Consider the following 12,610-nt stretch of genomic DNA (forward strand, 5'->3'; position numbering starts at 1 on the left):
ACATGCAACGTCTACTCAAAAATCGCGAATGGCTGCTGGCGGGCATCATCATCGTCATGATCGCCGGTTTTGCGCTGCGCGCGCCCGGTTTCAGCCGGCCCGGCAATCTCGTCAATATCTTCAACGACACGTCCATCCTCATCATTCTGGCGCTTGGCCAGATGGCGGTCATTCTCACCAAATCCATTGATCTCTCCGTCGCCGCCAATCTCGCCTTTACCGGCATGGCGGTGGCGATGACCAATGCCGCCTTTCCGGGTATTCCCCTGCCGCTTCTCATCGCCATGGCGGTCGGCATCGGTGCGTTTCTCGGCTCGCTCAACGGCGTACTGGTCTGGTGGCTCGGCATTCCGCCCATCGTTGTCACGCTCGGCACGCTCACCATCTATCGCGGCATGGCCTTCGTGCTGTCGGGCGGCGGCTGGGTGAATGCGCACCAGCTTTCGCCGACCTTCCTCAATGTACCGCGCACTGTAATCCTCGGCATGCCGGTTCTTTCATGGGTGGCGATCCTCATCATCGCCGGTGCCTGGCTGGTGCTCAGCCGCACCTCCTTCGGTCGCTCGGCCTATGCATCGGGCGGTAATCCGAGTGCAGCCGTTTATGCGGGCATCGATGTCGGCCGCACGCGCTTCTTCGCCTTCGTGCTGTCAGGCGCTCTGGCCGGTCTCGCCAGCTATCTCTGGGTCTCGCGTTATGCCGTTGCCTATGTCGATATCGCCGCCGGTTTCGAACTGGACAGTGTGGCGGCCAATGTGATCGGCGGCATCTCGATTGCCGGTGGCATCGGCTCAGTGGCCGGCGCCGTGCTTGGCGCACTGTTCCTCGGTGTCATCAAGAACGCGCTGCCCGTCATCGGCATCTCGCCCTTCGCGCAGATGGCGATATCAGGCGTGGTGATCGTGCTTGCCGTCGTCTTCAACGCCCGTGCCGAAGCGCGAAAAGGCCGCATCATCCTGCGTGACCGGGCGGCAAGCGATCAGGCCAAGGAGGCCGCAGCATGACCTCGCAACCGACACAGACACCCCGCATCATCCCGGACAAGCTCGGTACGCCGCTGCGCCGTGTCATGGCCAGCTGGGAAGTGCTGCTGCTTGGCGTTGCGATCCTGATCTTCATCGCCAATTCGCTCGCTTCGCCCTATTTCCTCAATGCCTGGAACCTCTCCGACGCAACCTTCAACTTCACCGAAAAGGCGATCATCGCCTTTGCCATGGCGCTGCTGATCATTGCCGGTGAAATCGATCTGTCCGTCGCCGCCATCATCGCGCTTGCCTCCACCGCCATGGGTGCGGCGGTGCAGATGGGCGTCGGCACGCCCGGCCTCGTCGCCATCGGCATCGGCACCGGGCTTTTGTGCGGGGCTTTCAACGGCTTTCTGGTCGCCGGGCTGAAACTTCCGTCCATCGTCGTCACCATCGGCACGATGAGCCTGTTTCGCGGCATCTCCTATATGGTGCTGGGCGATCAGGCCTATGGCAAATATCCGGCCGACTTCGCCTATTTCGGCCAGGGTTACGTGATCTCCGTCATATCCTTCGAATTCGTGCTGTTCCTCGTCATGGCCGTCCTCTTCGCCATTCTGCTGCACGCCACCAATTTCGGCCGGCAGGTCTATGTCATCGGCACCAATCCCTTCGCCGCCCGCTTCTCCGGCATTCCCGTCGAGCGGGTGAAGTTCATCCTCTTCCTGCTCACCGGCCTGATGAGCGGCATCGCCGCCGTCTGCCTCACCTCCCGTCTCGGCTCCACCCGCCCGTCGATCGCTCAGGGCTGGGAGCTTGAAGTGGTGACCATGGTGGTGCTGGGCGGCGTTTCCATTCTCGGCGGCTCGGGCACCATTGCCGGCGTCGTCATCGCCGCCTTCGTCATGGGCCTTGTCACCTTTGGTCTTGGCCTGCTGAATGTGCCTGGTATCGTCATGTCGATCTTCGTCGGCCTGTTGCTGATCGTCACCATCGCCATCCCCATCGTCGTTCGTCGCCTTAGAGCCATGAGAGGCTGAGCCATGCCGGAATTCGAAAAACACGCCTTCAAGATGAAGCTCCATGCTGGCAAGCAGGCCGAATACAAAAAACGCCATGACGAAATATGGCCGGAACTGGTGACGCTGCTGCATGAAGCCGGCGTGAGCGATTACTCCATCCATCTCGACCCGGAAACGAACATCCTGTTCGGCGTTCTCACGCGTCCCAAAAACCACGGCATGGCGGCATTGCCCGAGCATGCCGTGATGAAGAAATGGTGGGCGCATATGGCAGATATCATGGAAAGTAACGCCGACAATTCACCTGTGGCGAAAGACCTCGTGCCGGTGTTCCATCTGCCATGAGCGACAGCATCAAGCCCGGCCGCATCGCAGTCATCGATATCGGCAAAACCAATGCCAAGGTCGTCGTCATCGACACCGGCAGTGGAGAAGAGATTGCTAGCGACAGGCGGACAAACCCCGTCCTCCGTGACGGAATTTATCCACATTACGATGTGGAGATGCTCTGGAGCTTCATTCTCGCCTCTCTGCAGCGGTTTGGCGAGGAACCGGGCTTCGACGCGATTTCCATCACCACCCATGGCGCAGCGGCTGCCCTTCTCGATGAGAACGGCGATCTTGCCATGCCGGTGCTCGACTATGAGCACAGCTACCCACTTGCTATTCAGGAGGCCTATCTCGGCATCCGGCCCGATTTTGCCGAAACCGGTTCGCCTTCGCTTCCCGTCGGCCTGAACCTTGGCGCGCAAATCCATTTCCAGAAAGCGGCCTTTCCAGATGACTTCGCCAGGGTACGCAGCATCGTCACTTATGCGCAATATTGGGCGGGGCGGCTGACCGGCGTTCACGCGACCGAAACGACGTCCCTCGGTTGCCACACTGACCTCTGGAACCCTCGGCGGAAAACCTTCTCCTCGCTGGTCCATCGTCTCGGCATCGGGCAATTGATGGCGCCGGTGCGTTCCGCTTTCGATGTGCTCGGGCCGGTTCGCAGGTCACTGGCGCAGGAAACGGGCCTTTCGCCGGATATTCCGGTCTATTGCGGTATCCACGATTCCAACGCATCGCTTCTGCCGCATCTGTTGCGCCGGCAGGGCGATTTTTCGGTCGTCTCGACCGGCACATGGGTGGTGAATTTCGCCATCGGCGGCATAGTGGACGCGCTGGACCCCGCCCGTGACACGCTGTTGAATGTCGATGCTCTCGGACGCCCCGTTCCTTCCTCCCGTTTTATGGGCGGCAGGGAATATGAAATGCTGAGGCAGCAATTCGGGCCTGCGCCGGACGGCGAGATCGAGGCCACACTTGGTAGTGTGCTGGCTAGGGGCATGATGCTGTTACCCAGCGTCGTCGGCGGTTCCGGCCCCTTCCCCGGCAAAACGGCGCGCTGGATCAATGACGAAAACGCCACGGTCGCGGAACGGCACGCGGCAGCATCCCTTTATCTCGCGCTTATGACGGAGTTCAGTCTTTCGCTGATCGGGCGAAAAGGCCCGGTGCTGGTTGAAGGCCCATTTGCCAGCAATGCGCTTTATCTCAAGGCGCTGGCGGGTTTTGCAGATACGGAGGTGATCGCCGTCGGCGGCTCCACGGGCACCAGCGCGGGCGCCGCACTCCTCACCGGCATAAGGCCGCTTGCCGGCCGGGAGCGTCATTTCGCTCCTGATAGCATTGCCGGGCTTGGTCCATATCGTAGCGACTGGCTCGCGCGTCTGGGTTGACGCAAAATACGAAATGCGGCCTCGAATGAAGCCGCATTTCGTTTCGTCTTAAGATCAGCCCTTGATGAAGGCCAGAAGATCGGCGTTGAGCACATCGGCGTTGATGGTCAGCATGCCGTGCGAGAAACCGGGATAGGTCTTCAGCGTGCCGTTTTTCAAGAGCTTTACCGATTTCAGCGCGGAGTCGGCAATCGGCACGATCTGGTCGTCTTCGCCGTGCAGCACCAGTGTCGGCACGCTGATCGCCTTCAGGTCTTCCGTCTGGTCGGTTTCGGAGAAGGCCTTGATGCCATCGTAGTGGGCCTTTGCGCCACCCATCATGCCCTGCCGCCACCAGTTCTGGATCACACCTTCCTGAGCGGTCGCACCATCACGGTTGAAACCGTAGAACGGGCCGGACGGCACATCGCGGAAGAACTGCGCGCGATTTGCGGCAAGCGCCGAGCGGAAGCCGTCAAAAACCTCCATCGGCAGGCCTTCGGGGTTTTCCGCGGTCTTGAGCATCAGCGGTGGCACGGCGGAAACGAGCACGGCCTTGGCAACGCGGCCGGCGGGTTCGCCATGTTTGGCAACATAACGGGCAACTTCGCCGCCGCCGGTGGAGTGGCCGATATGGACGGCATTCTTCAGGTCGAGCGCCTCGGCGACGGCAAAGGCGTCGGCGGCGTAATGATCCATGTCGTGACCTTCGGCAACCTGGGCAGACCGGCCATGGCCTCGGCGGTCATGGGCGACGACGCGAAAACCCTTGGAAAGGAAGAACAGCATCTGCGCATCCCAATCATCGGAAGAGAGCGGCCAGCCGTGGTGAAACATGATGGGCTGGGCATCCTTCGGGCCCCAGTCCTTGTAGAAGATTTCGGTTCCGTCTGTCGTCTTTACAAAGCCCATGATCATTCTCCTTCGGTTGCGTTGGCATCTTCCGGTGCGGTGTCAGTTGTGCGCCGGTTTGATGGAGGGATGATGACGCAGGACAACGGTTGCGACAATTGCAACAATAATTGGTAATGAATTGCTGTTTATGAAATTATCTTTTCGATCCGCCTGGCTGCACACGCATCGAACCGCTCCGCGCCCTCACTCTGCAGTGAGAACGAGAGGATAGGCAGACGGTTCCGTGAATTCAATCACCTACTGGGGCGACCCTCGTCTTCAATCCACCTCGGGATCGTATTCCCTCGGGCTGTCATCCTTGGAAAACAACACACAAGGTCCGCGGGAACCGCGCGGATCATAGGCATAGCCCTTGGCCGTCAGCGCCTGCATGATATCGCGAACCCCGGCAAGGCCATAAAGATGGTCATGCAGCTCGACGAATATCCGCTCGACGCCGGCAAGATCGGCCCTGCCAAGCAGGTCACGTTCGGCGCCTTCAATATCCATCACGAGGGCAGTAATGCCGTGGCCGGCAATAAATTCATCGATATTTTCGGAAGAGATTTCGATGCGCTGTTCATAAGGCCCCTGATTTTCGTCCATGGAGGACATCCAGAGATCCTTGCGGACGTAGAAAGGATAGGTGCTCGGCGCATCGGCGGTGAGAAGCCCCTGCGAAAACACGACATTGCCGCGGCAATTGGCCTTGAGCACCCGCTCTGCCAGCGCCGCCGTCGAAGGATTTGCCTCGAAAGCCCACACCGAAACATCGTCAATGCCGGCAATGATGGAGGTGATGATGCCGATGCCGGACCCCAGTTCCAGCACGCGGTCGCCGGGCTTGATGGCTTTCAGGACGCTGCGGGCCTCTTTCGCCTCATAGCTGCCGTCGGTCAGCGCCTGCCAGATGACGGGCGATACCTCATCGGAAGAAAGAGGCAGGGCAACTCCATGCACGTCCAGTATTTCCATGTCTCAAGCCTTTTCGCAAAACCCGGTCGTTTCACCAGAACGATCCCGTATCGACCGGAATGCTCTACAGCATCGGTGCAGCAACCGGTATCGGTTTTAGCAGGAACCGATGCATCCGGTTAAAATTTCGATACGCTTGCGGTGATGCGAAAAGGGGATTTCAGACGGAACTCCAGAACACCAGTTCCTTGGCTGGCAGCGGCCTGCTGATCAGATAACCCTGTACCTGATCGCAACCCAGACGTCGGACGCACTCATATTGCTCTTCCGTCTCGATGCCTTCGGCAATCGTGGTCATCCGCAGACTACGGCCCACCCCGACCACAAATTCGACGATCGCCAGCGCATCACGGTCGCTGGTGATATCGCGCAGGAAGGACCGGTCGATCTTGATCTTGTCGAAGGGAACGCCACGCAAATTCGCAAGCGAGGAATAGCCTGTGCCAAAATCATCCATGGCGATCTTGATGCCGACATCCTTCAGCCGGGTCAGCGTATTGATCGTCTGGTCGCTCTTGTTCAGCAGGATCGATTCGGTGATCTCAAGCTCAAGCCGGCTCGGCTCCAGCCCGCTTTTTTCAAGAGCACCCATGACGTTCTGGATGAGGTTGGTGCTGTGAAACTGAACCGGTGACAGGTTTACCGCCACTTTCATGTCCTCGTCCCAGCCCATCGCCTCGCGGCAGGCGGTCTCCATCACCCATTTTCCGAGCGAATGGATAAGGCCGGTTCGTTCCGCAACGGGAATGAACACGCTGGGTGGTACATCCCCCCGCACGGGATGCTTCCAGCGCAGAAGTGCCTCGAAGCCGCAGAGCTTGCGTGTCTGCGTTGCCACCTGCGGCTGGTAATAGACTTCCATTTCATCGTTCTGCAGCGCCGTCTGCAGATCGGCCTCGAAGGATTTCTTTTCGGTCAGCTGCTTCTGCATACGGACCTTGAAAACACTCGCCCGGCCCGGACCGATGGCTTTCGCCTCATAAAGCGCCAGATCGGCGCGCTTGAACAATTCATCCGCATCGACTGTGCCATGCGATATGGCGATGCCGATGCAGGTGCCGATTTTGACCTCCTGCACGCCAAGCTGGTAGGTGCGGCTGATCTGGTCGATGAGCTTGGAGGCAAGGCGGCGGGCCGTGTCCTCGTTAAGATCATCGGAAACCACGGCAAATTCGTCGCCGCCCAGCCGGCATACCATGTCGTAGTCGCCGCTGATGGCCGAAAGCCGCTGCGCCACGGCCTGAAGCAGCGCATCACCGGCATCGTGGCCAAGCGTATCGTTGACGTCCTTGAACCCGTCGAGATCAAGCAGAAGGATCGCCGTCGTTCCGGTACCGCCGAAGGATCGGCGCAATCTCTCGATCAATTCCTGGCGGAACAGGGACCGGTTGGGCAGTCCGGTCAGCGCGTCGTGATAGGCGTCATGCTCCAGCCGCACGTTTTTCGCCTGCAGCTCCAGCGTTGCGGCGCGCAGATCGTCCGTCAGGCCGCGCATGCTTTTCTGTGCACGATTCAGAAGGTCGTTCTGACGAAGCAGCAATATGACGAGCGCGATACCGCAGAGGATGAGGCCACCCGCCAACGCGGTATAGACGATGTGCAGCTTGCGCACATCCTCATGGGCCGTATCGATGAGATTAACGTCATAGGCCACTGATGACGAGGCCAGTGTCGTCATCGGCGCATCAAGCGCGCTCATGGCCGAAAGCAGATCCGGAACATCCGCCGGTTCCAGACTGTTAATCTGCTGTTCCAGTCGCGCCAGAACGGCATCAAGCTGGGTTACCAGATCTCGCCACTGCTGCTTTTCATGGATGAAAGCCCCCAGATTGCCCTGTTTCAAAAGCTCCAGGCGGCTGAGCATGATGTCCAGACGCAGCTGCAATTCGTCCCGGTCAAGCTTGCCGGGGCTTAGCGCGAATACGGCAAGCTTGTTCTGAAGGCGAAGATATTCCGCCACGGTCTGGCTGACGGCCCACGAATCATTATAGCGGGCGAACTTCTGCAAAGCGGTTTGCCGCTCGGCAATGACGAAAGCGATATAGCCCGTTGCCAGGACGAAGCAACAGATGATCACCGCCACAAGTTTTCGCAAACGGCACCTTTATTCCACTATCAATTTGGCGACTTGCCACGCGGACCGCGAATAATAGGTCTGCTTCTGTAATTCCGGGTCGCTGTCATAGGGGTAGATGACGAACAACGGACCCTTTTCTCGAACTGTCATGTAGTTGCCATCCAGTTTGATCGCCAGAATAACGTTAAATTTCTTAAAATCCTCAACCGGTATCGTGCTGACATAATCATTAAGAGCTACCGCCGTGATGCTGGTGCCCGTCGCACCGACGACCTCCATCAATTTTTCCAGCGAAACACCATCGAAACGGACGCGACCATCGTGCCATGGCGTCGTCGTCTCCACCGTCACCATGCCAAGCGCCTCCAGCATGTCGCGATCGAACTGCGCAGCACCATCGGCATTCGTATTGGTGATCTTGCCGGATATGGTTAATATCGGCTTTCCTTGCGGTTTGGCAATTGTCCCCGCTTGGGCACAGGAAAGCCACACGAGCGACAAGAACGCGCTGAGAAGTACCCGGGCGAAACTCATACTTTTTCTCCATCGATAACGTTCAGGTCGAAGGTTTTCGCCAACCGCTGATGGTCAAGGGAACCGACGTCCGCAATATATATCAGGAAAGTATGTTATATCCTCACTGAGATTTTATCCGTATTTTCTCTAGGTTTTGAGTAAACCCTTTGGATAATTTTTCCGTCTTATTTGTACTTTTTTACGTTTCGCGCACTGTTATGACGCAGGCAAAGCCCGCTCATGCCGCCACACCAAATTCCTCCGGCGGAACGAAGGCCAAATCGTAACGGGGGCTTTCCTGGCCACATACGGAAACATGTGATTCGCGCAAACCGGAGGTTGCGACCGAAAACCCGGCATCGACTTGCATGCTAAACATAAATGACAAAAGACAAGTTCCACGTCACAGAAAAATCATCGTCTTTGCCAGAGCCGACGGTTGAAACATACCGCGCGGAACTTAATATAAAGGCTGTCGTTTCCGTTTCCGGCAACTCCAGAATCCCCGCCGGAAATGTCCAGACACACGTTCCGCGCAGCGAAAGCCGCGATGCCGGATATCGTCCGGCCAGGAAAATTCTGTTCACGTCTCCGGGCCGGACGGCATCTGCCGTATTGGCCGCATCATGAAGGTAGCCCCTATGCACACCTATCCCGACATCAAACTTCTCATTGATGGCGAATGGCGAGACGCCGTTTCCGGCAAGACGATCGCCGTGTCCGATCCGGCAACCGACGAGATCATCGGCGCGATCGCCCATGCAGAGAAGGAAGACCTCGATCTGGCACTTGCCGCCGCTGACCGCGGTTTCAAGGTGTGGCGCGACACCTCGCCCTTCGAGCGTTCGAAGATCATGCGCAAGGCCGCGGACATCCTGCGCGAGCGCAAGGACAAGATCGCCTATATGATGACGCGCGAGCAGGGCAAGCCGCTGGCGCAATCCGGTACCGAAATCATGGGCGCCGCCGATACCATCGACTGGTTCGCCGAAGAAGCCCGCCGCACCTATGGCCAGGTCATTCCCGCGCGTGCGGCCGGCGTTTCGCAGCTTGCCATCAAGCTGCCGGTCGGTCCCGTTGCAGCGTTTACGCCGTGGAACTTCCCGATCAACCAGATCGTCCGCAAGCTTTCCGCAGCGCTCGCCACCGGCTGCTCCATCATCGTCAAGGCGCCGGAGGAAACCCCGGCATCGCCGGCGGAACTCATCCGCGCTTTCGTGGATGCCGGCGTACCGGCGGGCGTTATCGGTCTCGTTTACGGCGTCCCATCAGAGATTTCGGAATATCTGATCCCGCATCCGATCATCCGCAAGATTTCCTTCACCGGCTCCACTCCGATCGGCAAGCACCTCGCGGCACTGGCCGGCAAGCACATGAAGCGCGCCACGATGGAACTCGGCGGCCATGCGCCCGTGATGATTTTCAACGACGCCGATATCGAAAAAGCGATTGAGGTGACTTCGCTTTCGAAGTTCCGCAATGCCGGACAGGTCTGCGTGGCCCCCACCCGCTTCCTCGTGCAGGACGGCGTTGCGGACCGTTTCCTTGAAGGTTTCGTGGAAGCCGCCAAGGCGGTCAAGGTCGGCAATGGTCTGGAAGACGGCGTCATCATGGGTCCGCTCGCCAATGAGCGGCGTATTCCGGCGCTGGAAGGCCTCATCAGCGACGCGGTTTCCCATGGCGGCGAATTGAAGACCGGCGGCCGCCGCATCGGTAACAAGGGCAATTTCTTCGAACCGACGGTTCTCGCCAACGTGCCGACCAGCGCCAAGATCATGAATGACGAGCCCTTCGGCCCGGTCGCAATCATCAACCGCTTCTCGAGCTTCGACGATGCGGTTGCCGAAGCCAACCGCCTGCCCTTTGGTCTTGCATCTTACGCCTTCACCGGTTCGGTCAAGACCGCACATGCGCTAGGTCACCAGGTTGAAGCCGGCATGCTGACCATCAACCATAATGGCTTGGCGCTTCCCGAAGTCCCCTTCGGCGGCATCAAGGATTCCGGTTACGGTACCGAAGGCGGCTCGGAAGCCGTTCAGGCCTATCTGGAGACCCGCTTCATCAGCCAGATGAGCTGATTTGCGCAAAAATCTCTTCTCCCCGCCGGGGAGAAGATAGCCTGAAGGGTCAGATGAGGGGGCCAGCTCTCCGCATATCTTTGCCGTTGCCCCCTCATCCCGCTGCCGCGACCTTCTCCCCCTCGGGGAGAAGGCGAAAGTCGCGGTCGCTCGATAGATTCTCACCTCCGAGAGTTGCCATAGCTTGCCTCCAGCCTCATCGTGCCCTAAAAGAACAAAAAGTGAACTTTGAGGGCGATATGAGCGACACGGCGGCACCGGCGTTGAAGGAAATCTTCAACCGCGAAAAATTGCGGCATATTGCCGATCAGACCAAGGCCGTGCATCCGCCGTTTGATGTTTCCGCCTTCATGGCACTCGCAACGACAAATCTCGACGCGCTCGGCATCATGCAGCGCATGCGGCAGGTAGCGACCAGCCTGCATGCCGCGCTGCCGGGCGACTATGCCCGCAACATCGAAATCCTGACCGCTGCTGCCCCCGGCATCGGCAATGGCTTTGCATCCATTTCGCTGCCGGAATATGTGGCGCTTTATGGTCTCGACGATTTCGATCTTTCCATGCAGGCGCTGCAATATTTCACCCGCTTCGGCTCCTCGGAATTCGCCATCCGTCATTTTTTGCAAAAGGATATCGCCCGCACCCTTGCCGTGATGGAAACATGGTCGCGGCACGAGAACGAGCATGTGCGGCGTCTGGCAAGCGAAGGCTGCAGGCCGCGCCTGCCCTGGTCGTTCCAGCTCAAGCCGCTGATCGACGACCCGTCGCCGGTAACCGCAATCCTCGATACCATGAAAGCCGATGAAGCGCTTTACGTACGCAAATCCGTTGCCAATCACCTGAACGACATCACCAAGGACAATCCCGCCTTCGTGCTGGCGTTGATCGATACATGGCCGAAAGACAATCCGCATACGCGCTGGATCACCCGGCAAGCCTTGCGTACGCTGATCAAGAAGGGCGATGCCGCCGCACTCTCCCATCTCGGCGCGCATGAGGAAGCGCAGATCGCGCTTGCAGCGTTTCAGGTCTCACCGGAAAAGATCGTCCTCGGCAATCCCGTGCGGATTTCGGCCTCCTTCACCTCCACGGCAAAGAGCCCGCAGAAACTGGTGATCGATTACGCCGTGCATTACGTCAAGAAGAGCGGCGACGCCTCGGCGAAGGTCTTTAAGTGGAAGGAGATCGAACTTCAGCCGGGCGAGACATGCGCGCTGTCAATCAGCCGCGCCATGCGCGACTTTACCACCCGCAAGCACTATGCCGGTGTCCACAAGGTCGATCTCATGATCAATGGCAGGCTGGCAGCCGAGGCCTCTTTCGAGCTTCTGCTCTAAGGCTGCCGAGGGTCACTCACGCCGCCGGGAAAATCTTTGCCCGGCGGATGATGATGGAGCCACGATCACCGGCGGCGACATCATTTTCCGGCGGCACGTCGAATTCCAGGAGATCACCGCCATCGGTGCTGGCGATCACCCGGCGCTCTCCCGCCCGGTCGAGAACCCGCGCCACCGAAGCCGGAATGCCCTCATGCAGGTCCTCCCATTCGAGATCGCCGGGACGGGCATAGATATCGACGGCGCCATCTCCCTGTCCATAGGAGAAGGGCAGTTCATTGTCGCCGACATAGACCTTGCCGCCACGCGCCACGCCGGAAACCCGGTTGGCATCGCCGAGAAAACGCATGACGAACGAACTATTCGGCTGGCGGCACACTTCTTTCGGCGTTCCCTGCTGCACGATCTCTCCCTGGTTGAGAATGACGACACGGTCAGCCAGATCGAGCGCCTCTTCCTGATCATGCGTCACGAAAATCGTGGTGATACCGAGTGCATCATGGATTTCGCGCAGCCAGCGACGCAGGTCGCGGCGCACATTGGCGTCGAGCGCGCCGAATGGCTCATCCAGCAGAAGAACTTTCGGGTCGACCGAAAGGGCGCGCGCCAATGCCACGCGTTGCCGCTGCCCGCCGGATATCTGCGCCGGGAAACGGTCACCCAGACCGTCGAGTTTGACGAGGTTCAAAAGTTCCGCGACACGGGCGTCAATCGCCGCCTTGTCACGCTTGACCTTTGATACCTTCATGCCGAAGGCGATGTTCTCATGCAGCGTCATATGCGGGAAAAGCGCATAATGCTGGAACACGAAACCGACGCCGCGGTCGCGCACCGGAATATTGGTGGCATCCTCGTCCCCAAACAGGATGCGGCCGCCATCGCTATATTCGAGACCGGCAACCATGCGCAAAATCGTCGTCTTGCCGGAGCCGGACGGCCCGAGCAGCGCCAGAAGCTCGCCGCTTTCGATATCGAGTGAGACATCGCGCACGGCGCGGAAGGTATCGAAGGTCTTCACCACATTTTCGAGGCGGATTTTCATG

The 12,610-nt window shown here is 58.9% G+C and carries 11 protein-coding genes; 6 read left to right on the top strand and 5 right to left on the bottom strand.

Translation table 11 applies throughout. The annotated features are described in order from the left end of the window. The first annotated feature begins 2 nt into the window (after positions 1-2). Genes PL640_RS09545 through PL640_RS09560 form a run of 4 tightly spaced genes read left to right on the top strand, consistent with a single transcriptional unit; the run spans position 3 to position 3,711 of the window. Positions 3-1,004 carry an ABC transporter permease gene (locus PL640_RS09545; protein WP_271361660.1) on the top strand — a complete coding sequence of 334 codons (1,002 nt, stop codon included), beginning with the start codon at positions 3-5 and terminating at the stop codon, positions 1,002-1,004. Next, positions 1,001-2,005, top strand: coding sequence for an ABC transporter permease (locus PL640_RS09550; RefSeq protein WP_271361661.1), 1,005 nt, complete (start codon positions 1,001-1,003; stop codon positions 2,003-2,005). The genes PL640_RS09545 and PL640_RS09550 overlap by 4 nt, the downstream gene beginning before the upstream one ends. Positions 2,006-2,008: 3 nt before the next feature. Next, positions 2,009-2,332, top strand: a complete 324-nt coding sequence (gene rhaM, locus PL640_RS09555; RefSeq protein WP_269699156.1) for an L-rhamnose mutarotase — start codon at positions 2,009-2,011, stop codon at positions 2,330-2,332. Beyond that, positions 2,329-3,711 (top strand): FGGY-family carbohydrate kinase, encoded by a 1,383-nt coding sequence (locus PL640_RS09560; RefSeq protein ID WP_271361662.1) that lies wholly within the window; start codon positions 2,329-2,331, stop codon positions 3,709-3,711. Before rhaM ends, PL640_RS09560 begins: the two co-directional genes overlap by 4 nt. A 54-nt stretch (positions 3,712-3,765) precedes the next feature. Here the strand turns inward: PL640_RS09560 and PL640_RS09565 are convergent, their stop codons facing one another. From PL640_RS09565 to PL640_RS09580, 4 genes are all read right to left on the bottom strand, one after another. Continuing rightward, the gene (locus PL640_RS09565; protein WP_271361663.1) at positions 3,766-4,602 is read right to left on the bottom strand and encodes an alpha/beta fold hydrolase; all 837 of its coding nucleotides are present in this window, start codon (positions 4,600-4,602) and stop codon (positions 3,766-3,768) included. A 261-nt stretch (positions 4,603-4,863) separates the two neighbouring features. Beyond that, positions 4,864-5,559 carry an FkbM family methyltransferase gene (locus tag PL640_RS09570; protein WP_142841408.1) on the bottom strand — a complete coding sequence of 232 codons (696 nt, stop codon included), beginning with the start codon at positions 5,557-5,559 and terminating at the stop codon, positions 4,864-4,866. A 160-nt stretch (positions 5,560-5,719) separates the two neighbouring features. Beyond that, the gene (locus PL640_RS09575; protein WP_269699153.1) at positions 5,720-7,654 is read right to left on the bottom strand and encodes a putative bifunctional diguanylate cyclase/phosphodiesterase; all 1,935 of its coding nucleotides are present in this window, start codon (positions 7,652-7,654) and stop codon (positions 5,720-5,722) included. Between the two features lie 9 nt (positions 7,655-7,663). Next, on the bottom strand, positions 7,664-8,170 hold the full coding sequence (locus PL640_RS09580) for an oxidoreductase (protein ID WP_142841410.1): 507 nt from the start codon (positions 8,168-8,170) through the stop codon (positions 7,664-7,666). Positions 8,171-8,793: 623 nt separating this feature from the next. On the opposite strand from PL640_RS09580, the gene PL640_RS09585 reads away from it, so the two are divergent. Both PL640_RS09585 and PL640_RS09590 read left to right on the top strand, forming a co-directional pair. After that, positions 8,794-10,230 (top strand): NAD-dependent succinate-semialdehyde dehydrogenase, encoded by a 1,437-nt coding sequence (locus PL640_RS09585; protein ID WP_269699152.1) that lies wholly within the window; start codon positions 8,794-8,796, stop codon positions 10,228-10,230. A gap of 239 nt (positions 10,231-10,469) precedes the next feature. Beyond that, a complete protein-coding gene (locus PL640_RS09590) occupies positions 10,470-11,567 on the top strand; it encodes a DNA alkylation repair protein (RefSeq protein ID WP_271361665.1) in 1,098 nt (365 codons plus the stop codon). 16 nt (positions 11,568-11,583) lie between these two features. Here the strand turns inward: PL640_RS09590 and PL640_RS09595 are convergent, their stop codons facing one another. Further along, positions 11,584-12,609, bottom strand: coding sequence for a sulfate/molybdate ABC transporter ATP-binding protein (locus tag PL640_RS09595; RefSeq protein ID WP_271361666.1), 1,026 nt, complete (start codon positions 12,607-12,609; stop codon positions 11,584-11,586). Between the last annotated feature and the right edge of the window lies 1 nt (position 12,610).

This window comes from Agrobacterium sp. ST15.16.024 (assembly GCF_027956545.1).
Lineage (GTDB): Bacteria > Pseudomonadota > Alphaproteobacteria > Rhizobiales > Rhizobiaceae > Agrobacterium > Agrobacterium cucumeris.

Coding starts and splice junctions, on each gene's coding strand:
- PL640_RS09550 (WP_271361661.1), top strand. CDS start 1,001: ATGACCTCGCAACCGACACAGACACCCCGCATCATCCCGGACAAGCTC.
- PL640_RS09580 (WP_142841410.1), bottom strand. CDS start 8,170: ATGAGTTTCGCCCGGGTACTTCTCAGCGCGTTCTTGTCGCTCGTGTGG.
- PL640_RS09595 (WP_271361666.1), bottom strand. CDS start 12,609: ATGAAAATCCGCCTCGAAAATGTGGTGAAGACCTTCGATACCTTCCGC.
- PL640_RS09565 (WP_271361663.1), bottom strand. CDS start 4,602: ATGGGCTTTGTAAAGACGACAGACGGAACCGAAATCTTCTACAAGGAC.
- PL640_RS09590 (WP_271361665.1), top strand. CDS start 10,470: ATGAGCGACACGGCGGCACCGGCGTTGAAGGAAATCTTCAACCGCGAA.
- PL640_RS09560 (WP_271361662.1), top strand. CDS start 2,329: ATGAGCGACAGCATCAAGCCCGGCCGCATCGCAGTCATCGATATCGGC.
- PL640_RS09585 (WP_269699152.1), top strand. CDS start 8,794: ATGCACACCTATCCCGACATCAAACTTCTCATTGATGGCGAATGGCGA.
- PL640_RS09545 (WP_271361660.1), top strand. CDS start 3: ATGCAACGTCTACTCAAAAATCGCGAATGGCTGCTGGCGGGCATCATC.
- PL640_RS09570 (WP_142841408.1), bottom strand. CDS start 5,559: ATGGAAATACTGGACGTGCATGGAGTTGCCCTGCCTCTTTCTTCCGAT.
- rhaM (WP_269699156.1), top strand. CDS start 2,009: ATGCCGGAATTCGAAAAACACGCCTTCAAGATGAAGCTCCATGCTGGC.